Source organism: Methanococcoides vulcani, assembly GCF_900111645.1.
GTDB classification, from domain to species: Archaea; Halobacteriota; Methanosarcinia; order Methanosarcinales; family Methanosarcinaceae; genus Methanococcoides; species Methanococcoides vulcani.
Genome location: NZ_FOHQ01000001.1, coordinates 319,468 through 343,257 on the forward strand (window position 1 = coordinate 319,468; position 23,790 = coordinate 343,257).

28 protein-coding genes, 1 tRNA gene and 1 pseudogene are annotated in these 23,790 nt (G+C 40.3%); 18 read left to right on the forward strand and 12 right to left on the reverse strand.

Annotated features, from left to right (window positions below):
- From BMX02_RS01700 to BMX02_RS01730, 9 genes and pseudogenes are all read left to right on the forward strand, one after another.
- Positions 1 to 834: pseudogene (locus BMX02_RS01700) on the forward strand (hypothetical protein); the annotation flags it as partial.
- Positions 835 to 1,015: 181 nt separating this feature from the next.
- On the forward strand, positions 1,016 to 1,144 hold the full coding sequence (locus tag BMX02_RS12220; RefSeq protein ID WP_177165235.1) for a PKD domain-containing protein: 129 nt from the start codon (positions 1,016 to 1,018) through the stop codon (positions 1,142 to 1,144).
- Between the two features lie 147 nt (positions 1,145 to 1,291).
- A complete protein-coding gene (locus tag BMX02_RS11765; RefSeq protein ID WP_167879270.1) occupies positions 1,292 to 1,441 on the forward strand; it encodes a hypothetical protein in 150 nt (49 codons plus the stop codon).
- Positions 1,442 to 1,639: 198 nt separating this feature from the next.
- A complete protein-coding gene (gene queC / locus BMX02_RS01705) occupies positions 1,640 to 2,347 on the forward strand; it encodes a 7-cyano-7-deazaguanine synthase QueC (protein WP_091688505.1) in 708 nt (235 codons plus the stop codon).
- Between the two features lie 11 nt (positions 2,348 to 2,358).
- Entirely contained in the window at positions 2,359 to 2,916 is a 558-nt protein-coding gene (locus BMX02_RS01710; RefSeq protein ID WP_091688507.1) for a DUF366 family protein, read from the forward strand.
- On the forward strand, positions 2,916 to 3,632 hold the full coding sequence (locus tag BMX02_RS01715; RefSeq protein ID WP_091688509.1) for a 7-carboxy-7-deazaguanine synthase QueE: 717 nt from the start codon (positions 2,916 to 2,918) through the stop codon (positions 3,630 to 3,632). Before BMX02_RS01710 ends, BMX02_RS01715 begins: the two co-directional genes overlap by 1 nt.
- Positions 3,632 to 3,982: a 6-carboxytetrahydropterin synthase QueD gene (gene queD, locus BMX02_RS01720; protein WP_091688510.1), complete on the forward strand. Its 351-nt coding sequence runs from the start codon at positions 3,632 to 3,634 to the stop codon at positions 3,980 to 3,982. Before BMX02_RS01715 ends, queD begins: the two co-directional genes overlap by 1 nt.
- Positions 3,983 to 4,120: 138 nt before the next feature.
- A complete protein-coding gene (gene nifB, locus BMX02_RS01725) occupies positions 4,121 to 4,996 on the forward strand; it encodes a nitrogenase cofactor biosynthesis protein NifB (protein ID WP_091689068.1) in 876 nt (291 codons plus the stop codon).
- Between the two features lie 42 nt (positions 4,997 to 5,038).
- Positions 5,039 to 6,049 (forward strand): methanogenesis marker 2 protein, encoded by a 1,011-nt coding sequence (locus BMX02_RS01730; protein WP_091688512.1) that lies wholly within the window; start codon positions 5,039 to 5,041, stop codon positions 6,047 to 6,049.
- Between the two features lie 43 nt (positions 6,050 to 6,092).
- Here the strand turns inward: BMX02_RS01730 and BMX02_RS01735 are convergent, their stop codons facing one another.
- Positions 6,093 to 6,389 (reverse strand): hypothetical protein, encoded by a 297-nt coding sequence (locus tag BMX02_RS01735; protein ID WP_091688514.1) that lies wholly within the window; start codon positions 6,387 to 6,389, stop codon positions 6,093 to 6,095.
- 197 nt (positions 6,390 to 6,586) lie between these two features.
- On the opposite strand from BMX02_RS01735, the gene BMX02_RS01740 reads away from it, so the two are divergent.
- The 5 genes from BMX02_RS01740 to BMX02_RS01760 all read left to right on the forward strand — a co-directional run bounded on the left by BMX02_RS01740 (position 6,587) and on the right by BMX02_RS01760 (position 9,562).
- Positions 6,587 to 7,285 (forward strand): radical SAM protein, encoded by a 699-nt coding sequence (locus BMX02_RS01740; RefSeq protein WP_091688516.1) that lies wholly within the window; start codon positions 6,587 to 6,589, stop codon positions 7,283 to 7,285.
- Between the two features lie 94 nt (positions 7,286 to 7,379).
- Positions 7,380 to 7,691, forward strand: a complete 312-nt coding sequence (locus tag BMX02_RS01745; protein ID WP_091689070.1) for a DUF5611 family protein — start codon at positions 7,380 to 7,382, stop codon at positions 7,689 to 7,691.
- A 30-nt stretch (positions 7,692 to 7,721) separates the two neighbouring features.
- Entirely contained in the window at positions 7,722 to 8,243 is a 522-nt protein-coding gene (locus tag BMX02_RS01750) for a chorismate--pyruvate lyase family protein (RefSeq protein ID WP_091688518.1), read from the forward strand.
- Between the two features lie 70 nt (positions 8,244 to 8,313).
- Positions 8,314 to 8,385: transfer RNA gene (locus BMX02_RS01755), tRNA-Thr, on the forward strand.
- A gap of 229 nt (positions 8,386 to 8,614) precedes the next feature.
- Positions 8,615 to 9,562 carry a ribonuclease HIII gene (locus tag BMX02_RS01760; RefSeq protein ID WP_167879271.1) on the forward strand — a complete coding sequence of 316 codons (948 nt, stop codon included), beginning with the start codon at positions 8,615 to 8,617 and terminating at the stop codon, positions 9,560 to 9,562.
- Positions 9,563 to 9,647: 85 nt separating this feature from the next.
- Here BMX02_RS01760 and BMX02_RS01765 read toward each other — a convergent pair whose 3' ends face one another.
- The 8 genes from BMX02_RS01765 to BMX02_RS01800 form a co-directional block, all read right to left on the reverse strand.
- Positions 9,648 to 9,929 (reverse strand): hypothetical protein, encoded by a 282-nt coding sequence (locus BMX02_RS01765; protein ID WP_091688522.1) that lies wholly within the window; start codon positions 9,927 to 9,929, stop codon positions 9,648 to 9,650.
- 306 nt (positions 9,930 to 10,235) lie between these two features.
- Positions 10,236 to 10,559 (reverse strand): hypothetical protein, encoded by a 324-nt coding sequence (locus BMX02_RS01770; RefSeq protein ID WP_091688524.1) that lies wholly within the window; start codon positions 10,557 to 10,559, stop codon positions 10,236 to 10,238.
- A 467-nt stretch (positions 10,560 to 11,026) separates the two neighbouring features.
- On the reverse strand, positions 11,027 to 12,922 hold the full coding sequence (locus BMX02_RS01775) for an ATP-dependent helicase (protein WP_091688525.1): 1,896 nt from the start codon (positions 12,920 to 12,922) through the stop codon (positions 11,027 to 11,029).
- 368 nt (positions 12,923 to 13,290) lie between these two features.
- Complete coding sequence (locus BMX02_RS01780) at positions 13,291 to 14,007, reverse strand: hypothetical protein (RefSeq protein WP_091688527.1); 717 nt, start codon at positions 14,005 to 14,007, stop codon at positions 13,291 to 13,293.
- A 116-nt stretch (positions 14,008 to 14,123) separates the two neighbouring features.
- Positions 14,124 to 14,345 (reverse strand): hypothetical protein, encoded by a 222-nt coding sequence (locus BMX02_RS01785; protein WP_135643973.1) that lies wholly within the window; start codon positions 14,343 to 14,345, stop codon positions 14,124 to 14,126.
- A gap of 234 nt (positions 14,346 to 14,579) precedes the next feature.
- Positions 14,580 to 14,801 (reverse strand): hypothetical protein, encoded by a 222-nt coding sequence (locus BMX02_RS01790; RefSeq protein WP_091688531.1) that lies wholly within the window; start codon positions 14,799 to 14,801, stop codon positions 14,580 to 14,582.
- A gap of 65 nt (positions 14,802 to 14,866) precedes the next feature.
- On the reverse strand, positions 14,867 to 16,009 hold the full coding sequence (locus tag BMX02_RS01795) for a competence protein CoiA family protein (protein WP_091688533.1): 1,143 nt from the start codon (positions 16,007 to 16,009) through the stop codon (positions 14,867 to 14,869).
- 29 nt (positions 16,010 to 16,038) lie between these two features.
- Complete coding sequence (locus BMX02_RS01800; RefSeq protein ID WP_091688535.1) at positions 16,039 to 16,275, reverse strand: hypothetical protein; 237 nt, start codon at positions 16,273 to 16,275, stop codon at positions 16,039 to 16,041.
- Positions 16,276 to 16,574: 299 nt separating this feature from the next.
- On the opposite strand from BMX02_RS01800, the gene BMX02_RS01805 reads away from it, so the two are divergent.
- A complete protein-coding gene (locus BMX02_RS01805) occupies positions 16,575 to 17,273 on the forward strand; it encodes a PspA/IM30 family protein (protein WP_091688537.1) in 699 nt (232 codons plus the stop codon).
- Complete coding sequence (pspAA, locus tag BMX02_RS01810) at positions 17,270 to 17,548, forward strand: PspA-associated protein PspAA (RefSeq protein WP_091688540.1); 279 nt, start codon at positions 17,270 to 17,272, stop codon at positions 17,546 to 17,548. Before BMX02_RS01805 ends, pspAA begins: the two co-directional genes overlap by 4 nt.
- 18 nt (positions 17,549 to 17,566) lie before the next feature.
- Here the strand turns inward: pspAA and pspAB are convergent, their stop codons facing one another.
- From pspAB to BMX02_RS01825, 3 genes are all read right to left on the reverse strand, one after another.
- Positions 17,567 to 18,139, reverse strand: coding sequence for a PspA-associated protein PspAB (gene pspAB, locus BMX02_RS01815; protein WP_091688542.1), 573 nt, complete (start codon positions 18,137 to 18,139; stop codon positions 17,567 to 17,569).
- The gene (gene htpX / locus BMX02_RS01820) at positions 18,139 to 19,023 is read right to left on the reverse strand and encodes a zinc metalloprotease HtpX (RefSeq protein ID WP_394328872.1); all 885 of its coding nucleotides are present in this window, start codon (positions 19,021 to 19,023) and stop codon (positions 18,139 to 18,141) included. Before htpX ends, pspAB begins: the two co-directional genes overlap by 1 nt.
- A gap of 360 nt (positions 19,024 to 19,383) precedes the next feature.
- On the reverse strand, positions 19,384 to 19,911 hold the full coding sequence (locus BMX02_RS01825; RefSeq protein WP_244624976.1) for a hypothetical protein: 528 nt from the start codon (positions 19,909 to 19,911) through the stop codon (positions 19,384 to 19,386).
- 205 nt (positions 19,912 to 20,116) lie between these two features.
- On the opposite strand from BMX02_RS01825, the gene BMX02_RS01830 reads away from it, so the two are divergent.
- Both BMX02_RS01830 and BMX02_RS01835 read left to right on the forward strand, forming a co-directional pair.
- Entirely contained in the window at positions 20,117 to 20,470 is a 354-nt protein-coding gene (locus BMX02_RS01830; protein WP_091688546.1) for a hypothetical protein, read from the forward strand.
- A gap of 295 nt (positions 20,471 to 20,765) precedes the next feature.
- Positions 20,766 to 23,762, forward strand: coding sequence for a response regulator (locus BMX02_RS01835; protein WP_091688548.1), 2,997 nt, complete (start codon positions 20,766 to 20,768; stop codon positions 23,760 to 23,762).
- Positions 23,763 to 23,790 lie beyond the last annotated feature (28 nt).

Consider the following 23,790-nt stretch of genomic DNA (forward strand, 5'->3'; position numbering starts at 1 on the left):
TCAGGTACTGCTGAAGAAGGTCAGTATGTGAACCTTGCTAATGTCACTGCATCTTACGATGGTGACGAAGTCTACGACGAGGATCTTAGCCACTACTTCGGTGTGAATGCATCAATTGATATTGAAAAGTTCACAGATGGTCATGATGCTGATGAACCCATAGGTCCATATCTTCTACTTGATTATCCAGTTGAATGGACATATGAAGTTAAGAACACAGGTAATGTGAACCTTACCATAGACGTGCAGGATAATGACAGCAGTGTCACTCCGCTGTATATGGATGGTGATGATGGCGATGATGTTTTCGAACCCGGCGAGGTCTGGATATTCAATGCCAGTGGTACAGCTGTTCAATACCAGTACTGCAACATTGGAAATGTGACTGGCTCTTACGTAGAATTCCTGACAACAGATGAGGATCCAAGTTACTACTTCGGTATAACCAATGAAGAACTCAAAGATATGGTCGGCGGTAAAGGCTACTGGAAGAAATCCAACAATTGGCCGGCAGGAGTTACTAATGTCACTATAGGCAATGTTACTTACACAAAGGAAGATGCTGTAGACTACCTTAATTCTCCAGTTCAGGATAAACCGTACATCATGTTTGGACAACTATTACCAGCCAAACTGAACGTCATGGTCGGTAATCCGTACTATCCTCATGTAATGGATGGTGAATTGGTCTATTTCATTGAAGCAGCTGATGCCTGGATGGAAGATTATCCATTAGGTAGTAGTGGTCCTGAAGTTGATGCAGCATGGGCTGATTCCGGGGAACAACTCAAAAATGTGTTAGAGATGTATAACGAAGGGACTCTGTACCAATAATTGATTCTCGTAACTCTTGATGTTTAACTAAATCGAGTTTAAGAACAGGTTTCATTTGATTTCCTGTTCTATTCTTCTTTTATTCCTTCTTCCAATTTGTTTCCTCTCAAAAACACCTCATTATTATGAGCATGCACTTCTCTATAGATATATTTATATACAAATCCCGCCAATATCTTAATTGGGTACAAATGGAGGTGGTGGTGAGGATTCAAACGTTTCCGAGTTTGTATATGTTTATGTAAAACCGGGAGTTTACAATGTATCCCTGACCGCAACAAATGAGAATGACACTGATATAAGTCCATAGCTGAATATGTGGGGTATATTCACCTAAGGAGGATCTAACTAAAGAAATGCAGGAGATTCTCGAATCCCGACAATTGCAATTCCAATTATTAGTATTTGGAACTAATGTTCCTTTTACAAAGAAAAAAAATAAACCGTGGTGGTACAAATGGAACTTGTAAAAGTATATTGTGAAAACTGTGGAAGCGAGATCATTGTGTATGATACTCATGTGAAGAAGCACATGTATTGTACTATACACTGCCTTGAATCTGCAGGTGGAAGTTCTTCAGGGAGCGACCAAACCGCATCGACCTGATCAACTTCCTCTTTTTCAGTTTTTGAAATTACTGTTACTTTAATGCATCACTACTTTTAGTATTCTATCCTCTTCTTTTGATATGTCAATTATTATAAACAAATCCTCTTGTGGATTTGATCCTTGGATCTTCGGCAGTTTTAAATAATACTGGGGTATTACTATGGTAATACCCGATTGATACTTTGGAGTTTCCTCATGAGATCAATGTCATTATTAAGCAGCGGTCTGGATTCGATCGCTGCTCTTGCAATTGCAAAAAAGACCTCCGATGTTGTTCTGGCATTGACCTTTGACTATGGTCAGCGTTCTGTTCAGAGGGAGATCGATCATTCAAGGGTTATTTGTGAACATTATGGGATAGATCACAGAATAATCCATCTGGACTGGTTAAAGGACATTACGAATACATCTCTTGTGAACGAGGACATGGATGTTCCTGAGCTATCGGTCGAAGATATTTCGAAAAATACAGGTGCCGTTACTGAAGAATCCGCAAAGAGTGTGTGGGTTCCCAACAGGAATGGTGTCTTTTTGAATATCGCAGCAAGCTTTGCTGAAAGCTATGATTGCGATCATGTCATTGCAGGATTCAACGGGGAAGAGGCAAAGACATTCCCTGACAACTCCAAAGAGTTCGTTGATGCGTCTGACAGGTGTTTTTCCTACTCCACTGCAAACGGTGTGAAAGTTCTTGCTCCCCTTATTGATATGGACAAGGCAACTATAGTGCATGAGGCAATGGATGCAAAGGCACCACTTGAGTGGAGCTGGAGTTGTTATCACGGTGGAGATGAGCCATGCGGAGTATGTGAAAGCTGTGTAAGACGTGCGCGTGCTTTCCATGAGTCCGGTTTGAAGGACCCTCTTATGGTTAGACTGGGGTTGGATGATCAAAGGTGCTAAAGGTGTTTATTATGGAATGTATAATTCTTGATGAAATTATGGATTATGACGGAAGCCAGATCTCTTCCTTGTGGGCATACAACCTGAAAGGTATCCAGCAGGATTCCATCGTTGCTTTCAGAGGTGGATGTGATGTGAAGCTCGAGCATATGATCGATCTTGAGGACAAGAGGATGGGAGACTCTATCTATTCTCCTGATATGCTTCATTTCCTTATAGAACACTTTGATTCTACTGACCTTAAGCTCATCTATGCACGACAGAGGCTGTTCACTGCAATTGTGGCAGAGGCACTTCTGGAGAATGGTGTAATGACCACAAGGCAGGGGGATGACCTGTTTGTGAATGGCAGGAAACTGACAATTTCGATTGCAAGTACTTCTGCAGTATCCCAGAAGATCCACTTCGGGATCAATGTTTCCCATGATTTTTATGGTAATCTGGCGGATATTGGTGTCGATGAGGTAAAGGCGGTAGGACTTCTTGGAGCGATATCTAAAAAATATGTTGCCGAGATCGATGATATTGAAAAAGACCTTCGCAAATCCCGACCATTGGATGTGGTATGATGCAGGTACCTGTCAGTGAGATATTTTGCTCTGTTCAGGGTGAAGGTCCTCATGTGGGCGTGAGGCAGGCTTTTGTAAGGTTCGTCGGTTGCAATCTTAACTGTTCATATTGTGACACGAATGTTGAGACGCCAGCTGTCTGTAAATTTGAAAAGGTTCCCGGAACGAACATATTCCAGGACATACCAAATCCTCTTAGCGTAGAGGATGTTAATGAACTGCTGGGCAGTTATGAGAATGTCCATTCTATATCCCTTACAGGCGGAGAGCCTCTCCTTGAGGCAGATTTTATTGCAAATCTGGATGTTTCAAGGCCTCTATACCTTGAGTCTAATATGACCCTTCCACATATGGCAAAGAAGATCAAGGACAAGGTCTCCTATGTTTCAGGGGATGTGAAGCTTATTGATGAGTTCGAGGGTGAGGATTTTGCGTCCCACCTTGACAGGACCATAGAATGTTTCCGCATGCTTCGGAATACAAAGAAAAGGGAATGTTTCTCTAAACTGGTTATCACAAAGGACACAGTAGCAGATGATGTTCTGGGTATTGTTGATGCTATTTCAGGTTATGTTTCCTGTGTGGTACTTCAACCGGTGACACAGAAACATCTTGCTCCTGATATTGATGTTATGCTTGAATTACAAAAAAATTTGCTTGATTCAATAGATACTTTGATAATTCCTCAAACACACAAGATGTGGGGTTGTTTATAATGACAAAAATGAGACTTGGAATAATAGAATACATAGATAGCGCACATTATTTACCTGAACACGAGACATGTGGCATTGTCCATGGTCACACTTATAAGATAGAGATAGTTCTCGAGGGTGAGAAAAAGGAAAACGGCATGGTCATGGATTTCTATGAGATCAAGAAGACCGTACGTGAAACTCTAAAGAACTATGACCACAGGCTCCTTAATGATATTCTCCCATTCCCAAGTGCAGAGAATATCTGTGAGCATATTCATGCAGACCTCTCAGAAAAGCTTGGTTATCCGCTTTCTGTGAAGGTATGGGAAGGCCATGGTAAGTGGTGTGAACTGAATGGTTTGGAGTGATCTCTCCACAACCTATATCTATAACGGTTCTAATTGAATTGCAGACTTCGTATTATTAATGCTGGAGGACAAACTTTGCCTGATACTGATAAAATCCCTGAAGAATGTCACGATGAGAATGGCGTTGATCTTGATGTTATGAGAAAGATCTCAGAACATCCTTGTTATAATAAGGACGCGCAGCATAAATATGGCCGCATTCACCTGGCTGTGGCTCCAAAATGCAACATCCAGTGCAATTATTGTGATCGGAAGTTCGATTGTGTCAATGAGAGTCGTCCGGGTGTGACAAGTGAAGTATTGACCCCTCAGGAGGCACTAGAAAAGACAAGGGATGTTCTCAAGGATTATCCTTTCATCAAGGTAGTTGCAGTAGCAGGTCCTGGTGATCCTCTTGCCAACGATGAGACCTTTGAGACCCTTGAACTTATCAAGAACGAATTCCCTGATGTGACCCTTTGCCTTAGTACCAATGGATTGGCACTTCCGGATAAGATGGATGATCTTCTAAGGGTTGGCGTCAGTACACTGACTGTTACTCTCAATGCTATCGATCCTGAGATACAGGCAAAGATCGTGGACCATGTGGCTTACAAGGGTAAATCCTACACAGGTGTGGAGGCTGCGGAAATTCTCATCAAGAATCAGCTTGAAGGCATAAAGATGGCAGTTGAAGCCGGACTTGTTGTTAAGATCAATACGGTACTTATTCCTGAGATCAACAAGAATCACATTATAGAGGTCGCAAAGAAAGTACGTGAGCTTGGTGTTTTCATCATGAACATCATGCCTCTTATCTGTCAGGCAAAGTTTACAGACATGGAACCACCTTCCAATCAAGAGCGCAAAGAAGTACAGGCTCTCTGTGAGCCTTATGTACAGCAGATGCGCCACTGTCGCCAGTGCAGGTCTGATGCATATGGTCTTCTTGGCAAGGACCTATCTCAGATGAGCGAGGAGCGCAGGAATGTTATCAAGATGGAGTCTATTAAAAAGAAGGAACATGAAGAATGATCTTCTTCTGTTCTGCCTGAACCACATAAGGGAATGATATACTTGGATATTGAACAACTGGCTGCAAACCTTCGAAACTTTGAAGGTGTGACCCGCAAGAAACCCATAGCTGACATTGTCAATATGTTCGATGAAGTGCGCAGTGAATATGGTGAGACCATCGTGGATTTTGGAGATGATGCAGCAGTACTCGATACTGGCGGGGATGAGGTTATACTGTTTGCTGCCGATGCGATATGGGGTAAGATCGCACTTGAGAGCCCCTGGTGGACAGGATATACTTCCGTCGTTGTGAACGTCAATGACATATCAGCAATGGGTGGAAGGCCTGTTGCAATGGTCAATGTCATGTCCTCCTGTGATTCTGAAGCATGCAAAGAGATGATGCGTGGTATCAAGGACGGGGTAAAGAAGTTCGGTGTCCCCATGGTTGGAGGACATGTTCATCCTGATACTCCATATAATTCACTTGGTGTTGCTATCATTGGTGTTGCAAAGAAGGAATGCATTGTCAGAAGTGATATGGCAAGGCCAGGCGATGCAGTGATAGTTGCCTATGATATGGACGGCCGTGTGGGCAAGAATTCCCCTTACAGCTGGGATACTACCTCTTTTAAGGATGCTCAAACCGTTCGTGACCGTTTCCTTGTAATGCAGACGATCGCTGAGAAGAATTTGCTGACAGCAGGAAAGGATATCAGTAATCCGGGAACTGTGGGAACGCTTGGTATGCTATGTGAGACCAGCAAAGTTGGTGCATCTGTAGATATTACAAAGATCCCTATGCCGGAAGGCCTTGAGCTGGAACAGTGGCTTAAGATCTATCCTGCAACCGGCTATATTTTAACTGCAAAGCCAGAGAACTGTGATGAGTGTATCCGGATATTTGAGGATGTTGGAATTGCTGCGGTTGTGATCGGTGAGATCAACGATTCCCAAAAAGTAGATATCTATTCAGGTGACCAGAAGGCAGTTGTCTTTGATCTTAACACCGATACCATTACAGGTATCGATATGGAAGCAGGAGATATAGGGTCCGAAAATGTGGAATGAACCTGTTATCAATTCAACAGGTTCTCTTTTTTAAATATCAGCATTATTCAATGTATGCTTCCATTTCCTTGAAGTAGTATTCTTCTGCCTCTTTAACGACATCAAGCTTGCCTCTAAGAGCAATAACTTCCCTTTTGTCACATTCTACAATATCAACGTTGAGATTTCTTTCGACCGGTTGCAGGCCAAATTCTTCTACAATATCATAGATGATGTATGATGGTGTTCCTGGAGGCATTACCAGGTCGAAAAGCTCCTCGATCTCTTCTCCAAATTCCTCTTCGATCTCTTTATTCTCTTTCCTTTTTTCGAGGTCTTCAATTGTCAGCATTTTTGGCATTGTAATCACCTTTATATGACAGAACTGATGGTACATTTTACATATATAGTAATCGCTGGTTCCTATATACCGGGTATCTGAAATTAGAGAACTTTTCGATCAAATATACGAATATGTCTTTCCTGTTCCTGTATTGCAGAAAAGTATTATATGTTCAGATGACGATATCTTTTTAGAATTATTCAGGGTGAATCATAATGAGACTGATAGGCCTATCTGATAATCTGGGACAGTTACGTGTGGAATTTGCCGGATGCAATATGAGATGCCCATATTGTGTGCACATCCGCCAGCCCATGAAGGAATATTCCATCGGGGATGTTGTGGACCTTGCAAAGAGGTCTGAAAGTGAAGATGTTTATCTGGGTGGTGCGGAACCAACACTCCAGAAGGACCTTCTTCCCCTGATCGAAGGACTCCATGCTGCTGGCAAAAGCATACTGCTTAAATCCAATGGCATGAAACCGGATGTCCTTGAGAAGGCACTTCCCTTTGTCAAGGGGTTTGTTATTGAGATAAAATCTCCTCTTGATGATATTCCTGCGATCATGGAGCTTACAGGCCTGTCGGAGGAGCGCAGTACCAAATATGTGTCTTTACTGCGTGAATCCCTGAATATTGCAAAAAAGAAATGGCTGAGGGTCTGGATAAGGGTCATACCGGAGTTTATCGATACTGGAACGATAGCTCGGATCCTGCCGGATATAGAGGATGCATCAGAGGTCATGCTGTACCAGTTCATGAGCAATCCTGATTTCGACCTGCCTTTCAAAGGGCATGATAAGCCAACTCCGGAATGGGATGAGGTCCGAAAGCTTGGTGAGATGCTACTCGAGAAGGTGCAAAAGGTCCGGATCGTAGGAGTTGGTGGAAAACTGCTTCTTGAGAATAACTGAATTTATCAATGTAGCCCAAAACCAAAAGCTTCTCAAATGGGTTACCATACCGGAATATTTATTCGTGTTAATAGCTATCTGTTATACGATAGCAATGCAAGAATATAAATTGAAACGTGGTTTTTCCCCGGACATCGAAAGAATATATGAAGAGATTGAAAAAAGCTTTCCTAGCGAGATCAGACGCGAGGAAGACAAGCTTTTAGTTTCTTATGGTGTGATCACAGAACTGTCCGTATATATGGACGGCAAGAAGCTAGTGGTAGATACTGTCACGGACGCTACTCTCGGCGATGATGAGATGATCCTTGACACGAACAAGCGATTCAGGGATTTCCTTCTGCTGGCAACAGGATATACTGCTAAGGAACGCCTTAAGCAGGCCAAGAAGGCAGTATCCAAGTAAGGGCTTTGATCCAGGGGATATTGATCATCTGTGACATTCGTTAATAAGGAATTCCTTAAGGCCCTGAAGTCATTTGACATACCGACGTGCCTGAGGGTGTGTGCAGGTACCGATGGGTCTGTGACATTCCTTCTTGAGATAATGACCCGCAAGGATGTCTCCGTGGTCACTGAGGCACAGCATCTCATACAGGCAGATGAGGAGACAGCATCCCTTCTCGATATTGCTGTGGGATCTGATGTGAACTACAGGCTTGTGACGCTTTTTGCAGGCGCAAGACCCTTTGTCAGGGCACTATCCCTGTCCCCTATTGAGAGGATGCCCGAAGACATCCGTCAGGACCTCATGCGCGCGGATATCCCCATCGGCAAGATCCTCAGAAACAGCGGCATCGAAACTCGCCGTGACTTCGATAACATCGAGATCAGCGAAGATGAACCGCTTTTCGACAGCAATAAAGCACTTTCCAGGTCATATCGCATAGTACACGATAACAACACCCTCATGTGGATAAATGAGAAGTTTCCGGTGGACGACCGCTGGAATTTATAAACCCGACCGAAAGGTTCATAATTGATTCTGTGTATCTGGGAACCACATCACAACCCCCATTTTTGAAGGTGCCTCGGTGGCTTAGGGGTATAGTGCGTCCTTGGTAAGGACGAGGTCGTGGGTTCAAATCCCACCCGAGGCTTTCTTATTACAAGACTAACCAGTCATTGGTTCTATTTTTACCATAATGTAGTTAATTAAAATCGGGTCTAATTTTGGCTTTGTAGAAATCCTCAATATTTGGACGAGAATTTAAGTTAACAATAATTCAAAATGTATGGCAGATATTGATGCTTATTTCCTATATTCACCTGTTGATGGTGATTTTGATATGTTTTCTACAGAACCGAAATAATAATAAGGGGAATCAGATGAAAATAACTGACAAGTACAATGAGATAAGATCAATCCTTGTTCCAGGGTTTGACGTGGATACACCAAAGGAAATCAATTTCGGTATTCAGTTCAGCGTATCAAAGAAACAGTTTTCCCGCGTAATAAGAATATACGATGGAAAGAAGGGAATTAAAGTTGATCTGTCCCAGTTAGGCACCTCACCTGAAGCAGAAGAAATACGTGTTGCAATCATAGAAGGTGTAGTACCTTCACCTGTAAATAAGAACATTTCAATTCCCGAAGAAAAGATAACAGCATCTATAGACTTGCCTGTTACAAATGGACATGGTGTAATTGGCTCTGATGAATCAGGTAAGGGTGATTTCTTTGGTCCTCTTGTGGTAGCTGCAGTAAAGACCACTCCAGAAATTGAATCAATTCTTGATGGGATCGGTGTCAGGGATTGTAAACAGTTGAACGATTATCAGAACATTTCTATTGCAAAGCAGATAAAGAGCTCAATTTCAGCTGATATGTTCTCCGTGAAGATCCTTGAACCAGTTGCATACAATAAATACTATGAAAATGTTCAGAACCTGAACATTATACTTACCGTAAACCATGTAAGTGCAATCAGAGACCTGTACCAGCAGGGCGATAGCATCATAATTGATAAATTTTCATACCACGACAGCATGGTCGAGGATGAACTTCGCCAATGGAACATCGATGTGAAGCCTGTTCAGATACCCAGAGCAGAAGACCAGTCAATTGCAGTGGCTGCAGCATCAATCCTTGCACGTGCAGCTTTCCTTGAGGCTATACAGGAAATGAACGAGAAGTATATCGGAACATTTCCAAAGGGTGCATCGGATAAGGTTAAGAAGGTTGGTGCAAAGTTCATTGAAAAGTATGGCAGGGATAGGTTACACGAAGTTGCAAAAATGCACTTCAAGACAGCATCCGATATATGGGGACGCTAAGTCAAAAAAGAAGATCCAAAACGGCAAATAAGATCAAATTGGATAAGCTTTTTTAATATCTGTTAGGTTTAGAACCTCATTTAGATCATTTCAACTCTGGAGATTTTAGAGAAACTCGAAAATCCCAATTTAATTTATTTTTATTTACAGGTGAGAAATCACATCTGATCATCGCTTCTTTAAACTGCTTGTTTGTGATGAAGAAACCATCTGGTGTTTGTTCAAAAAGAAGTTTAAGCGCATAACTGGTGTAATTTTTATTTGATATTTTTTGTGGGAGTATATTTAACGCTATCCAATTATCCAGGGCGTTTTTTTGAATATCGGGTAATTCGTATTCACTCGTATCTTTCTTTCTTTTTGTCATATTGATACTGAATGATTTGGAAATATTTAATTCATATCCTCTTTAACTAAGAACACTTCCTCTATTATGGGACTTTGGAATCTTTGAAGTAATGGGTGATAAATAATCTAAGTGCTTTTTGATAGCGTACACTTTTTATACGTTGTATATATCCCCGAAAAATGATACGAGGGATATGATTCAAACCTCAGCCTTTAACAAAATTGATCTATATGGAAAATTCTATAATAAAATCGATTGTTTGAAGATCTATAGCTAAATTGATAATGAATAGTTGTGCCGATGGCACAACTTAAAATTAGTATTTCAATTTACAATAACAACAGGACCTCGCATCATTGTAGCTTTTGGTCGATCGATCTGTTCTGAAAAATCGAGTAAAATAGGCATGCCGTGTTTTTCAGAATTTGCTTTTGCTGATGCAATAAGAGATACAATGTTATCGACTTGCTCTTCTCCATTGATGGCCTTTCCAGCATATATGCATATCATAGCTCCGACGTCTTCAGGATTTAAAGAAAGGAACACTTTGTTCTCTATGCAATGTATGTATTTAATGGCATCAACATTGACATTGCAAGGGGTGAAGATATTTTCATCTTTAACTGCTTTTATATATACTGTGTGCATTATTTTTCGTCCTCCGATGAGCTATAAAATGCATTATTGCATATAAAGTGATTTCAAATGTAGGTGATAATCTTGGTGGATCTATCAGTTGTTGGCAAGGCGCCTTAAATCGTTTGCCTTTAGCTAAACGTCCGAAATGATGCTTATCTAAATTTCAAATGGAGATTTTGAAAGGTAATTTTGAGTAATTTAAAGGTGAATGTCGCAATAGTGAGACATAGCTCTTAAGAGTGTACCTAAGGGAACGGGGTAAAAAAGCCACATGCGGCACTACGTGCCGCAAAAATTGCCGAAGGCAAGCACAAAAAATTTTTACTGTTTTTTGCTTATCGATATCAGACGGCTTTGGTGAATAGTACCACAGACACATCTCTTTTCCAGTAGTTCCACCAGAAATTAAAAGGGGTCTGAAGAAAAAAGAAAATTGTCGTTTTGATTCATTTCAACTAATAAACTAAATCCCTTAATTAAACACCTAGCAATGAAAGCCAGTCCTCCCCCTTTAATGTATTAGGAGCGCCTGGTCCTAATTCAGAAATAAACCTACTAGAACTTGTATTACAATAATTTCCTGAAGGGTTTAGTCCAAGGTTTAATCTTTGATTTTCAGTATACTGTACTTGCCTGAAAGAAGATATTATCAATTGTTTTTTTGCTCTCGTTAAAGCAACATAAACAAGCCTTCTATCTTCCTCCAATTTTCGAGTATCTTCCATAGTTCTTGGGTTTGATATCTTTGGTAGAAGACCATTAATGAGACCAGCTAATATAACTGTATGACTTGTCAAGCCTTTTGCTCCATACAACGTCATTATGTTTACTTTTGCTTCATCATTGCTATTGTCATGTGAAACAATTGTTTGAGTTAGTAACTCACTAAGATTTATCTCATCATCTTCATTAAGAGAATGTTTTAATGCCCGCACTTGCTCTGAAACTTCTTTCATTGGCCCGTCTACAGGTAAAAGTTGATCCAATATTTGATTATCATTCAGTTTTTTTAGTTCTGTGAGTTTAGTTTGCAATAGAGTCCATTGCTCTCTTAGACCCTTAAGTTTTAATTGTTTACAGAGATCTAAATTATCCAATACATCTGTTGGAAATGCGCCTGTTTCTTTGCAGTAACCAACTAATTTCTTGTATTCAGCATTTCTCCATTTAGAATGATTAAGGCCTAACCAATACCTTAAAGCAACACGATCAGTAGGTGTGTCGTGTAAAATTAGTAATGCCAAATTTTCACCTATATCTTGATCCTTCCAATCTACTTTAGTATGGCATTTTACATCTGTGACTCCAATATCAGTTAGAGATTTTAATAAATACTCCCCAAACTCACGCCTTGGAACTAACACAAGTATTTTTTCTCCATCTGGCACTTGTCCATTCTCAAGGATTTTTTGAATTCCTTTCGCGATTCCTTTTGTTTCATTATTTCTTGTATTCCACTGAATTAACTCCACATCACCAATATTTTCTTTCTCAGACATGGGTTCTAAATCGCTATTTGTCCGTCCTGAATTATGATTAATCAACGAATTTGCCAATGAGATTATGTTTCCATCACATCTTCTGCAAATGTTTAGATGAATATCTTCTTTAGGATCTGGCTGATGTTCTAGCCATCTTCGAATTCCTTCTGGCTCGGCATGCCTGAATGAGTATATGGACTGATCATCATCTCCAACTATTAACATGTTTGAATTTTCCCCGAGGATGTTTATCAGGGTTTGATCAGCTTTATTGAGATCTTGATATTCGTCTACAATGATATATTCAAAAGCATCAACAGCATCATTTACAGGATTTTGATTTAGGAAAGTGATTGCTAGTGGAATTAATTCTCCTACAGTCATTGCTTGATGAAATTCCATCCAATTATGAAATGCGATGTCAAACTTTTTCTCATTCGCATTCGACGAAGCTCTGACCGATTCATCATCATTCTTTGCCCACATCGTATCAAACGCTTTCATCAACTGCTTAACTGGCTTAACGTGACCACTAAATTCAATGCTTAAATCATGACGCAATGGTTGAATTTCATGCTCAAAACAAATGCGTGGATATCTGCCTAATGCTTCTATTGCTTGTTCATGTCCAAGAATTTTCAGTGCATGTGAATGAAGAGTTGATGCCGTGATAGACTCTGCATTCTCGATTTCCATATCAGTGAGTTCAGATTTTAATTGTGAGGCAGCAAGTCTTGTAAATGTGACTGCAAATATTTTGGATCCGTCTACACCTTCTTCAACCAATAGCCGTTCTACTCGATTTTTGATTGACCATGTTTTACCAGTTCCAGGTCCAGCTAAACAACGAATTCTTGGATGAGGACAATTAATTAAATCTTCTTGAGTCATAATCTATCACGCCTATTATCAATATCTTCAATGAAATTATACATCCTCATCTTATGCTCATCGTCTAAAATTGCAGTTCTATCTTTCATACGACTTATCATTAGGTTTTGTTCCAATTATAATACATTACTTCACCGGATTTTATAGTATAACCTTATATGACATCCTATATAAATTTAAAGTGAGCAAGGTGAAAGTATTAACCATTATTTAAGTCAAAAAAAAGAAATGTCAATAACTATGCACTTAATGACTTACTTAGAGGTATTCGGAGTTAAAATATACTTCCTGTGCCCGTTCCTTAATACTGACATTTCTGCACTTCACAAATTTAGTTATGCAAGTCATCCTATGAATGAATGTGAGAATTAGCCATATCCAGGATATGAAGGAGACAAAACGGTCCGTATATACTCTTCAGGATATTGAGGACCTCCTGGCTCATACACATAACCAAAAAGTTTAGTTTTAACATATACAGGCAGAGCTGTTTGTTTATTTCCCACAATTATTTTCTTAACATCACTTTTATCAAACACACATTTTGTTACATTATAGTCTACAAGAAAAAGAGCTGTTTCAGGATTCAATACATTTAAAAGAAAAAGTCCACCTAGGGCATTAAGAATTGCTTCAAGTGTTGCAGCTTCTCTGTTTACAAACCTGTCGTGTTTTAGACTCGTGTAAGCATTCCACCAGTCTAAACGTGTATATGTTTCATTCCAATTTGAAAAAGGTTCTATAGACTCTGATTCATGAAGCTCATATACTACTTTAGAAGATAATTTATATGTGGGTTCGAATACATCAAAATAATCAATTATATTTATCTTATTATCTGAATACTTGCTTCTATAATTGTCAATGTTTTCTATATCATCAGAAGATTCGCAAAAAATTGCTCTTTTTAAAAAAGAATCAAAAACACTACCAATCCTTATAAGAAGGTCTGCAAAATGTGCTGACCATACATCATAATGCTCAGGAACTAATGGTAAATACCTAACGCTTTTCAAAAAGTCATCCTCTAAATACCTATATTCATTCCAAACAAAAAAGGGATCAATTTCCACACTATAATCCATATATATCCATAAGATTAAAATTCATATATAGTTGACGAAATGATATCCCTCCTAATACTGACAATTATGTGTAATTCGTTTATTCTCCCGATCTGTCAAAATATGAAGGAATGTCCTTAATCAAAATGTCCCTCAGTTCCCACAAACATCATGCAGTTTTCGCACCGTGTTCCAACCTTATAAAAGTGGAAGTCACCAAAAACCTCAGCCGTATAATACATCTTACCACCGCAGTTGCTACATTCGGTTTGAGAATACTTTTTGCCTATTACTGAATAGCCACGGTCTTTTAGTTCACCTATCAAAAGCTGATCATCTATTTCTTCTAATGATTCCATATTATCAAAAATACAAGTCATTATATATACACCACGCAGGTCCAAACTTGGCCTATTCATCATCTTTTATTGTACTCAGCCATGATTTAATTTGTATCTCAAATCTTCTAATATTTCAACAAATCCCTCTATATCTTACCTTTATGTGTAAAACCGAAACGTACCTATGCGTTTCTACCCATCTCAATAGAAAAGATTGGGGAAGTAGGATTTAAAGTTAGTTTAATAATCAGTTCAAAAAATCACAGACATTTGTTGTTTTATATGGAATGCTTTTTCAAATTCCTCTAAGTTGAACAAAAGCTCTTTCTTTGCATCCCAAGCGGCATAATTATTTACGTTTAATTCTATTGCTTTGTTGTAATATTTCATTGCTAATTGAATATCACCATTATTTTCAGCTTTTACCCCTGCATCGACATATAGTGCTGATTTATCAAATCTATCCAGATCCATATTCATATCCTCCTTTCAACCCATTCCTAAGATGTCAGGCACACATTGTAATAATTAAAGCTTAATCAATAAATAGAATGATATCCATCTTCATCAACAAAGACGATACCTGCGTTCATCAGCCGCTCAAATTCTTTAACTCGCTTATAAAAATCTCCGACTTGGATTTGCCTACATATTTCAGAAATAGACCAGTTTTGTCCATAATTTTCTTCATTAATCTTTTTTAAAATTTCATGCTCAAATAATTCATGTTCTTTACGCAGTTTCTCATTAGACCAACTCATATTTTTTATCGATTCTTCCTTTTCTCTTACGACATGTTGGTGAATTTTTGAAATATGCAATTTAATATCAAACAATAAATCAGCATAATCGCTTTCTAGATCTGAATAGTTTATAGAAAGCTCATGAGCCATTCTTCTAATTTTAATTATCTCTTGTATGTAAATGTTTGAAATTAGCATCTGTTTTGTTGTAATATAAGGAACACTACAACCACTATAAAGAAAAGTATATGTAATTTTTGAAGGTAATTTATTAGTGCATTTCATCAATAAATTATATTCAGACTCAGAAGGTACGAATATTTTAATTACATCAATGTTATTGCTTTGATAATATTTTGTTTTTTCTTCCGAATCATCATGAGTGTGCACAATTTCAATTGCTTTAATTAAGGTTCCATCCTTTAAAAGAGATATATCTGGACGATACCCACTCCGGTCTTGTTTTTCCAATACGACTTCATCAATTGTTTCTGTGACTTTATAGTAAAATTCGTTTGCCGGTTTTATGTGTAGATTACTATAATCAAAATCATAATAATTCATAGGCCAGTTAATGTCCATGGGATTAATATTTGGATAATTATCAAGTAATACGGGGTATGTTATGTCTTTATAGGCTGTTTCACCAAAAGGACATTTTTTAAATAATGTAATGTGTCGTTGATTGTTTAATGCATTTTTTAGAAGATCGTATACCTTGCATTTACTGTTGGAATGTAACGCTGACTCTTTTGCACCTACCCCACCCCCTGCATGAGCTTCAATGTTTTTGTGAGCATAGTGATGTGCATTAACATCACCTTTTCGAGGAATTAATTCAGATTCACAGTCTGGACAATAATATACCCTCTTTGAAAATGCCTTCGAAATATGTATTGGATCTCCGCACTTGTCCAGTGCATATTCATACTCTACCATTGTTGATCATATATATGTAACAGAACACATTATATAAATTTAAGGTATGTGGGGTGAAAGTATTCACTGTAACTCAGTAAAGTGGGAGTCCTCTCATGTCTGGCAACAGCTATTCCATAGCCTACTAACATACCTATAACAAGGACAGAAGCAACAATTACAATCAATAAATCACTTGTAATAGGCATATATTCCACGGTCCGTACAAATTCTGTTTCAAATGATGCTAAATCATTCATGGTTTCACTTCCATAGCTATCGCTCATCCAACAACCCGGCTATACCTCATTGTGTTATGAGCAGACCGAACAGATGCACGCTTGTTAACTCCAAGCTCCCTAAACTCCTTGTTCAGCGGTTCAGCTTCCCGAACAGCTTCAACGACTACCTTTTCAAACTCTAAAGTCCCCTATCCCTTCTTCTCCCTCCACAAAATTATAATCTTCTTATCAACTAATTGTACCGAAAACCCACTGGAACTAAAATTAGAAATAGTAAATCGCCTAAATAACATATGATAGTTAGTACCAATAACTAACATGCACATAATAACGGGAGGGAGTAAATGAGTCTATTTAATAGAATGGAAACGGTCCTTAAAGCGAAGATGAACAAGATCGTCAATCGTATGGAGGACCCCAGAGAGACACTTGACTATTCCTATGAGAAGCAGCTGGAAATGTTGCAGGGTGTAAAAAGAGGAGTAGCTGAGGTAGCGACGTCTAAGAAGAGGTTGCAGTTGCAGCGCTCAAAGCTGATGCAGAGCATTGACAAGCTTTCCAGGCAGGCAAGGGATGCCATCAAGAGTGACAGGGAGGACCTTGCAAGACTTGCACTTGAGCGCAAGGGTGCACTGGAGATCCAGGTACAGGGACTTGACCAGCAGATCGCGGACCTTGAAAAGGAGCAGGATAAACTGGTGGCTGCTGAGAAGCGTCTTTCGACCAAGGTGGAGATATTCAGGACGAAGAAAGAGACCATCAAGGCACAATATACGGCTGCTGAATCCCAGGTGAAGATCAATGAATCCGTATCAGGGATCAGTGAGGAAATGGCGGATGTCGGTCTTGCTGTTGAGAGAGCAGAGAACAAGACCGAAGATATGAAGGCACGTGCCTCTGCCCTTGATGAGCTCATCGAGACAGGTACCCTTGATGACATTACAAGCAGTGGTGATGACATCGATAGGGAACTTGCAAAGATCAGTGCGGAATCGAATGTCGAGACGGAGCTGGCAAAACTCAGGATGGAGGAAGGAAAATGATAATCAGGATAATGGGTGAAGGGCAGTTTGAGGTCCCCGGAAGTCTGTTCGACGAGCTCAACATCATTGACAACCGGATAGTGGACCTTGTAGGCAAGGAAAATGAAGCTGATTACAGGACTGAGCTTTCAAGGCTCATTAATGTGATCAAATCGAACGGGAAGCAACTTGATGATGCAAGCATTGTGGAATCCAACATCATTGTCCCGCCTGAAGACCTGAGCCTACAGGAAGCAAAGGAGATCTTTACCGGAAGCGGTCTGCTCGAGGACTGAACTTACCATCTTTAATTTTTAGAATGGCATTCCCCAGAGGGGATACCATTTCTCCACATTTTTCTCAACCGGAAGCTCGTTCTCTATAAGGGCTTTGAGCCTGAGTTCCGTAGAATTGTCCCGTTCCTGCTTACCCCGGGGTACGAAAGGATAATAGCTGCCTTGCTTGAAATTATAGATCCAGTAGACAGGTCCCTCGCTCTCAAAGCGGTATACTGCGCACAGGATCTGTTCTGAGAAACCCTGCTCGATCAGGGTCTGGCTGATCATATGTATGTTCGTGACAAGGTCCTCGAAATCGGGATCATCCAGTATCACCCAGAGGAAGTTGTACTTATCCTTCTCGATGTGGAACTTCGTTCCGGTTTCCTTTGTACTGTAACTTAACAGCTCCTCTATCTCCTTTCTGGTGTTCTCATACTGGGAAAGGGACATGGACTTAAAACAGATGCCTGCCTGACCGGACGGGTGCAGGTTCAGGCTCACTTCCATCGTGACCACTGCAGTTGAGATCGCGAACAGTCGCTCCGTATTTGATACTGGCAGCTTGCTCCTGCCGAGCAGGGAATCGAACATGCCTTTAAGTCCCATCAGAATTCAAGCTCCTTTTGTAATTTTTCAAGTGCTGCGAGCCTTTTTTCCGTGGACGGATGGGTCGAGAGCAGGCTCATGAAAGAACCTGATACTGCAGGAATTATGAAAAATGCATTCATGCCCTCCACTGATCTCAGGTCATCCTGGGGGATGTGGGGCATGATGCCGCTTATCTTCGTAAGTGCCGATGCGAGGTTGGAGGGCTGGCCTGTGATGACCGCTGAACCCCTGTCCGCTGCAAATTCCCTGTATCTTGAAAGAGCGCGTATCAGCAGGAAACTTATGACCCATACAAGCAACGAAACGATCCAGATCGCAATAATGCCGCCTGACTCCTTTCGTCTGCCTCCCATTCCACCGAAGCCGCCAAAGTAGAAACTGTACCTGACGATATAGAACGCAAGGGTCGATATGAAACTGGCTATGGTGAGTATCGCCATATCCCTGTTCTTGACATGGCTCAGCTCATGTGCAAGGACCGCTTCCAGCTCTCCCTGGTTTAGTTGGTCCATCAGGCCTGTGGTCACAGCAACCACTGCATTCTTTGGACCTCTGCCGGTTGCAAAGGCATTCGGGATCGATGTGTTCACCACTGCAATTCTGGGAATTGGCAGGTCCGCTATGGCACATAACCGGGTTATGGTCTGGTGAAGTTCAGGCTCCTCATGCTCGGAAACGATGGTTGCATGCATGGTCCAGAGGACCAGACGGTCTGAGTAGTAATATTGTGCTCCCATGAATACGCCTATGAACAACAGCATAAACATCTGGGGAGCACCCGAATAGAACAGGAATGCCAGAAATAGTAGGTACACTGCCGCCAGCAGGAATAGTGTCAACAACATCCTGCCCTCAAGTCCCCTGTCATGTTTCCATTTCAAATTGATAACCTCTTATCTTCACATAAAATATATTCGATATAGTATTCATAAATGTATCTTAACGTAAACTTATACTGAGCTGACATATTATAAATATATGCAATGTTTTTGCATTTTGATAGTAAAAGGTGCCATGGATCACAATCTTAAGAATATAGACCTGACAATTCTTCGTGATAAGCTCATAGTCATCACAGGACAAAATAAGATCATTAGATCGTCCTGATGAATATGCAAGCACGGTCACTTCTGCTTTGATCTTCACAAAGCATGTCGTGAGATCTTGTCAGTAAAATTGTAAAAAAAGATTCACGGGTCTTGGGAGGCCCAACAATATTTCTCTTAAGAAAAATCCAAACTTCAGAGCACTCTGGTAAATCCACCTATCTTTTCATCGCATATTTTTTTGTGTCTTTCTTCTTCTGCGACTAGGTGCTTCATATCTTTTATGAATTCTTTACTGTTCTCTTCATCAGGGAATACTTCTTCCAGGACATCGGCATCTGCTCCAGTTATGTTGTGATACATGTCCCTTGCAAGGACTTCATATTTCCTTATCTCACTGAACATCTCGTAGATATTTGTCCGGTTAAAGTCAAACATTCTGTGGGGAATTCCTCGGGGTGCAGTTCTTGGGAGTTCAATGTTTGCCATGTTGAGCCATTTTTCAAGGATCAAGGCGTGGTTGTCTGAATCATGAGACAGGGTTTCCAGTGCTTCCAGATGTTGTCCTTCAAGCTCGATTCGTGCTTCCCATGTTGCAAGCTGTTCCATTTCAGTTTCAATCCAGTACATTCTTTGAAGCTGCAGGACTAGAATTTCTTTTTGATTGATGTTTTCCAACCGGATCTCTCCAAAATAGCTGATCTCGTGAATATCTTTTTTCATCTTATATATAATCCTGCGGGGAAAGTGCATTGGATGGATCGTTATAATGTTTCTAATTCCTCGATTTCAAACAAATCCTTTAATTTATTTGCCCTTTGTAATTATATATTTAATTTTAAACGTAATATAGACCGCAGAATATTTATTTGATTAGTAGGAATTGGTTTGTTGGTTAGATATTTTATTTTTGTGCGTGGTGTGCGAAATGAGCAAAATACTGAAAGCTGTAGATGCTATGTTCAATTCTGAAGAATTGATCACTGATGTGAAAACATTGCAAGATACGCTATTTTTTAAGTATAATCAAACGTATGTATGGTCAATACAAAAGGAACTCGGCGACTTTTATCTAATTTATTATGTAAATCATGATGAAGTAAAAAATGTTATTGATGCTATCAAGTACATGCCTAATGACCCGGGACCCTATATTTCATACAGTTCAAAAGATTATAGATCCACTGAAAATGGAGATAATTTTGCCGAATTATATCAGATAGTAAAAGAAAAGCTGTATAATATTGATACGGTATTGGATAATATAATAAGTGGTGAATAACTTTCACTTATTTATTTTCTTTGATAAATATTCGGGTATCTTTTTCTTTTCTTTCTTCTTGATCTATAATTTATCCTGACTGCAGTTTATCCTTTACTGATGTTTCATCAAAATGACAAAAAACAGAATCTGTCCCTTTTCTATGGGTTATAATATATATAATAGCAAAAACAATCCCTCTATGATGTAACAAAGTTGCATCTATTCGATGCAGTTCTCCACCTCTGGAAGTTGCACTACATCATTTCAATTATTACTCACATAGCATCAGTATCCGGGATACTGGAAAGAAACAATGGATGATCAAGTAAGAAAAACGGACAAAGACGTGTCTGTCATTTCTAATGGCTGTCATTTTTGCTTTGTGTATAAGGATACGGCACAGCTGGCCGATTTTCTGCAGGATTACGTCATGTCAGGTCTCGATGGCAACGAATTATGCGTATGGATGACTCCTGATGCGGAAAGTGCTACAAAGGCAAAAGATATGCTCAAAGAAAGGGGCATCTATATCGATCCTTATCTTCGCACATCCCAGCTTGAGATCATCCCCATCCCGGAATTACCCGGAAATGATCTGAAATTATTGCCCTCTCTTCTGCTTGATCACTGGAAACTTATGCAGGATCAGGCTATACTGAATGGTTTCGATGGTCTTCGTTTTAATGTGGATCTGCACGACATTGAAGGTTCCGGGCTGGAATACCTTACATCTTACACCGATATTGTAAAAGATACGGTCAGTGAACTTGGGATGAGGTCGCTTTGTACTATCTCTTTTGATGTTTTCTCTCGTTCTGAGGTCATCGACCTGATGCACAGGAATGACAACATTATCATGAACGTGGATGAAAAGAACCTTTCACTCGAGAAAGACACATTGGTTATTAAGCCGGAAACGCCAGTATCCCATAAACCAATACGAAAAGATGGAGAGCTCAGTTCCATCTATCACAGCAGTCCGGCCATTGCATTCCTGTGGAAGACCGAGAAAGGATTCCCGGTTGAGTTCGTGTCGGATAATGTGAGCCAGTTCGGATATGATGCAGCGACCCTGATGTCTCATGAGATCCTCTATGCTGATATTATTCATACTGATGATGTAGAAGGATATTATTCCGATCTTCTTGAATGCTTAAAAGAAAATAAAAGGCATTTCTCCAAAGAGTATCGTATTCTGGATAGAAATGGAGATGTCCATTGGATATCTGAGCATTCTCAGCTGGAAATTGTGGAAGATGGTGTTAGTGATCGCTATCATGGCATCGTTCTGGATATTACTGAAAAAAAGTCTGCTGAGAACGAATTGAAGGAATCGGAAGCAAAGTACAGGACACTGTTTGATGAATCAAGTGATGCTGTTTATCTGCAAAAGCCCGATGGAACTTTCCTTGAGGTTAACAAGGTCGGGCTTGAACTTCTGGGTTACACGCATGAGGAATTTCTTTCTCTCAATTCAGGATCCCTTTTACTTCCCGATCGTTTTGAGGAGTTTAAAGCCCATATAGCGGAAGTGCTCGAGAATGGGCATTCGATCTTTGAGACCCTCCTCCTGAAAAAGGACGGATCCAGTGTACCTGTAGAGATGAATGCCAGTCTTATGGAATACAAGGGCAAAGACGCCATTCTCATTGTTTCCAGAGATATCACTGAACGCAAGAACAAAGAGGAAAACGTGTCAGTTGCAAAGGCTAATGCTGAAACCGGGATTATTGCAAAAAACGAATTCCTGGCCAATGTGACGCATGAGCTCAGGACCCCTTTAAATGCGATCATCGGTTTTTCCGATGTTATGCTTGAAGAATCATCCGAGGCTCTTAATGAAAAGCATGTGAAGTACCTGCAAAACATTTCAGACAGTGGTAAGAAGCTTCTTGGTATTATCAATGACATTCTGGACATTTCAAGGGTTGAATCCGGGAATATGGAATTGCACTACGAGCATTTCCTTGTTTGGGAATCGTTTGATGTGGTTTGCTCTCTGCTTGCTCCGATGGCTGAAAAGAAAAATGTTGATCTGCATTCAGAATTAGATCCTCGGGGTATCGTCATTAATGCTGATAAGCAGAAGTTCGAACAGGTCCTGCAAAATCTGGTGAGCAATGCAATAAAGTTCACTCAGGCAGGTGGTTCTGTTGATCTCAGTGCAAGATTCGTTGAAAGCAGGTTAGTGGTTCAGGTAAAAGATACTGGTATTGGTATTTCTGAAGAGGATCGTCAGTCTCTTTTTAAGTCCTTTAGTCAGGCAGATGGCTCCCACCGTCGGGGTTACGGTGGTATCGGTCTTGGCCTTGCAATTGTCAGGCATTTTGTGGAAATGCATGGTGGAAATGTCTGGGTCAAAAGCAAACCTGGCGTAGGAAGCACTTTTTTCTTTGATATACCCATTGCAGTCACATCGCCTCGTGCAGCGAAGTCTATAGCTCCGGAAACCGTTCAGGAGATCGCTCAGGATAGTTCCGGACATATTGATATCGATGCGATCGATGAACTGGCTGAAAAGGTCGCTCCTGAAATAATAGTTCCAGATAAGTGCACGGATCGTGATCCTCTGGTACTCGTTGTTGAGGATGATGAAAGATCACGTGAGCTTTTGATGTTAACTTTTATTGATGGTGGTTATCGTGTTGTGTCTGCTGGAAATGGTGTGGAAGCTGTGGCTCTTGCCAGAAAATTGAGACCATTTGCTATTACCCTTGATGTAATGTTACCTGAGATGGACGGCTGGGAGGTACTTCGCCATTTGAAAGAGGACGTATCTACCCGTGAGATACCCGTAGTGATGATCTCTATGATGGACCAGAAAGAAACTGCTCTGGAACGTGGTGCAGTGGATCATCTGACCAAACCATTCGATCGGGAATATCTTTTAAAATTGATGGACAGGTACAAAGAGAAACTTGAACGAAAGAACCCGAAGATCCTGTTAGTTGACGATGAGCCTTATGTTGTTGAGCTTCTCTCGTCCATGCTGGAGCCGGAAGGCTTCTCCATTTTACGTGCATATTCAGGCACGGATGCAATTGATATATGTACGGAAGAACAGCCTGATATTGTGATACTTGACCTCATGATGCCACAGGTCTCCGGATTTGATGTGATCTCCGTATTGAGTTCAAACCCTGAAACCTGGAATATTCCGATCGTGGCATGCACTGCGCGTGATATCACAGCTAAGGATCGTTTATTCCTGGACAGGAAAGTAAATTCCATTATGCAAAAAGGGGTTTTCAGCAAAAAGGACCTGCTTGATACTATTCATCGTCTAAGTTCGGATGTTGTGTCCAAATAAATATATATTTTCGTTCCAATTGTACTTT

Excerpts from the sequence above, each read along its gene's own strand:
- BMX02_RS11765 (WP_167879270.1), top strand. The coding sequence starts at position 1,292 with ATGGAACTTGTAAAAGTATATTGTGAAAACTGTGGAAGCGAGATCATT.
- queC (WP_091688505.1), top strand. The coding sequence starts at position 1,640 with ATGAGATCAATGTCATTATTAAGCAGCGGTCTGGATTCGATCGCTGCT.
- BMX02_RS01710 (WP_091688507.1), top strand. The coding sequence starts at position 2,359 with ATGGAATGTATAATTCTTGATGAAATTATGGATTATGACGGAAGCCAG.
- BMX02_RS01715 (WP_091688509.1), top strand. The coding sequence starts at position 2,916 with ATGCAGGTACCTGTCAGTGAGATATTTTGCTCTGTTCAGGGTGAAGGT.
- queD (WP_091688510.1), top strand. The coding sequence starts at position 3,632 with ATGACAAAAATGAGACTTGGAATAATAGAATACATAGATAGCGCACAT.
- nifB (WP_091689068.1), top strand. The coding sequence starts at position 4,121 with ATGAGAAAGATCTCAGAACATCCTTGTTATAATAAGGACGCGCAGCAT.
- BMX02_RS01735 (WP_091688514.1), bottom strand. The coding sequence starts at position 6,389 with ATGCCAAAAATGCTGACAATTGAAGACCTCGAAAAAAGGAAAGAGAAT.
- BMX02_RS01740 (WP_091688516.1), top strand. The coding sequence starts at position 6,587 with ATGAGACTGATAGGCCTATCTGATAATCTGGGACAGTTACGTGTGGAA.
- BMX02_RS01745 (WP_091689070.1), top strand. The coding sequence starts at position 7,380 with ATGCAAGAATATAAATTGAAACGTGGTTTTTCCCCGGACATCGAAAGA.
- BMX02_RS01760 (WP_167879271.1), top strand. The coding sequence starts at position 8,615 with ATGAAAATAACTGACAAGTACAATGAGATAAGATCAATCCTTGTTCCA.
- BMX02_RS01765 (WP_091688522.1), bottom strand. The coding sequence starts at position 9,929 with ATGACAAAAAGAAAGAAAGATACGAGTGAATACGAATTACCCGATATT.
- BMX02_RS01770 (WP_091688524.1), bottom strand. The coding sequence starts at position 10,559 with ATGCACACAGTATATATAAAAGCAGTTAAAGATGAAAATATCTTCACC.
- BMX02_RS01775 (WP_091688525.1), bottom strand. The coding sequence starts at position 12,922 with ATGACTCAAGAAGATTTAATTAATTGTCCTCATCCAAGAATTCGTTGT.
- BMX02_RS01780 (WP_091688527.1), bottom strand. The coding sequence starts at position 14,007 with ATGGATTATAGTGTGGAAATTGATCCCTTTTTTGTTTGGAATGAATAT.
- BMX02_RS01785 (WP_135643973.1), bottom strand. The coding sequence starts at position 14,345 with ATGGAATCATTAGAAGAAATAGATGATCAGCTTTTGATAGGTGAACTA.
- BMX02_RS01790 (WP_091688531.1), bottom strand. The coding sequence starts at position 14,801 with ATGGATCTGGATAGATTTGATAAATCAGCACTATATGTCGATGCAGGG.
- BMX02_RS01795 (WP_091688533.1), bottom strand. The coding sequence starts at position 16,009 with ATGGTAGAGTATGAATATGCACTGGACAAGTGCGGAGATCCAATACAT.
- BMX02_RS01800 (WP_091688535.1), bottom strand. The coding sequence starts at position 16,275 with ATGAGCGATAGCTATGGAAGTGAAACCATGAATGATTTAGCATCATTT.
- BMX02_RS01805 (WP_091688537.1), top strand. The coding sequence starts at position 16,575 with ATGAGTCTATTTAATAGAATGGAAACGGTCCTTAAAGCGAAGATGAAC.
- pspAA (WP_091688540.1), top strand. The coding sequence starts at position 17,270 with ATGATAATCAGGATAATGGGTGAAGGGCAGTTTGAGGTCCCCGGAAGT.
- pspAB (WP_091688542.1), bottom strand. The coding sequence starts at position 18,139 with ATGGGACTTAAAGGCATGTTCGATTCCCTGCTCGGCAGGAGCAAGCTG.
- BMX02_RS01825 (WP_244624976.1), bottom strand. The coding sequence starts at position 19,911 with ATGAAAAAAGATATTCACGAGATCAGCTATTTTGGAGAGATCCGGTTG.
- BMX02_RS01830 (WP_091688546.1), top strand. The coding sequence starts at position 20,117 with ATGAGCAAAATACTGAAAGCTGTAGATGCTATGTTCAATTCTGAAGAA.
- BMX02_RS01835 (WP_091688548.1), top strand. The coding sequence starts at position 20,766 with ATGGATGATCAAGTAAGAAAAACGGACAAAGACGTGTCTGTCATTTCT.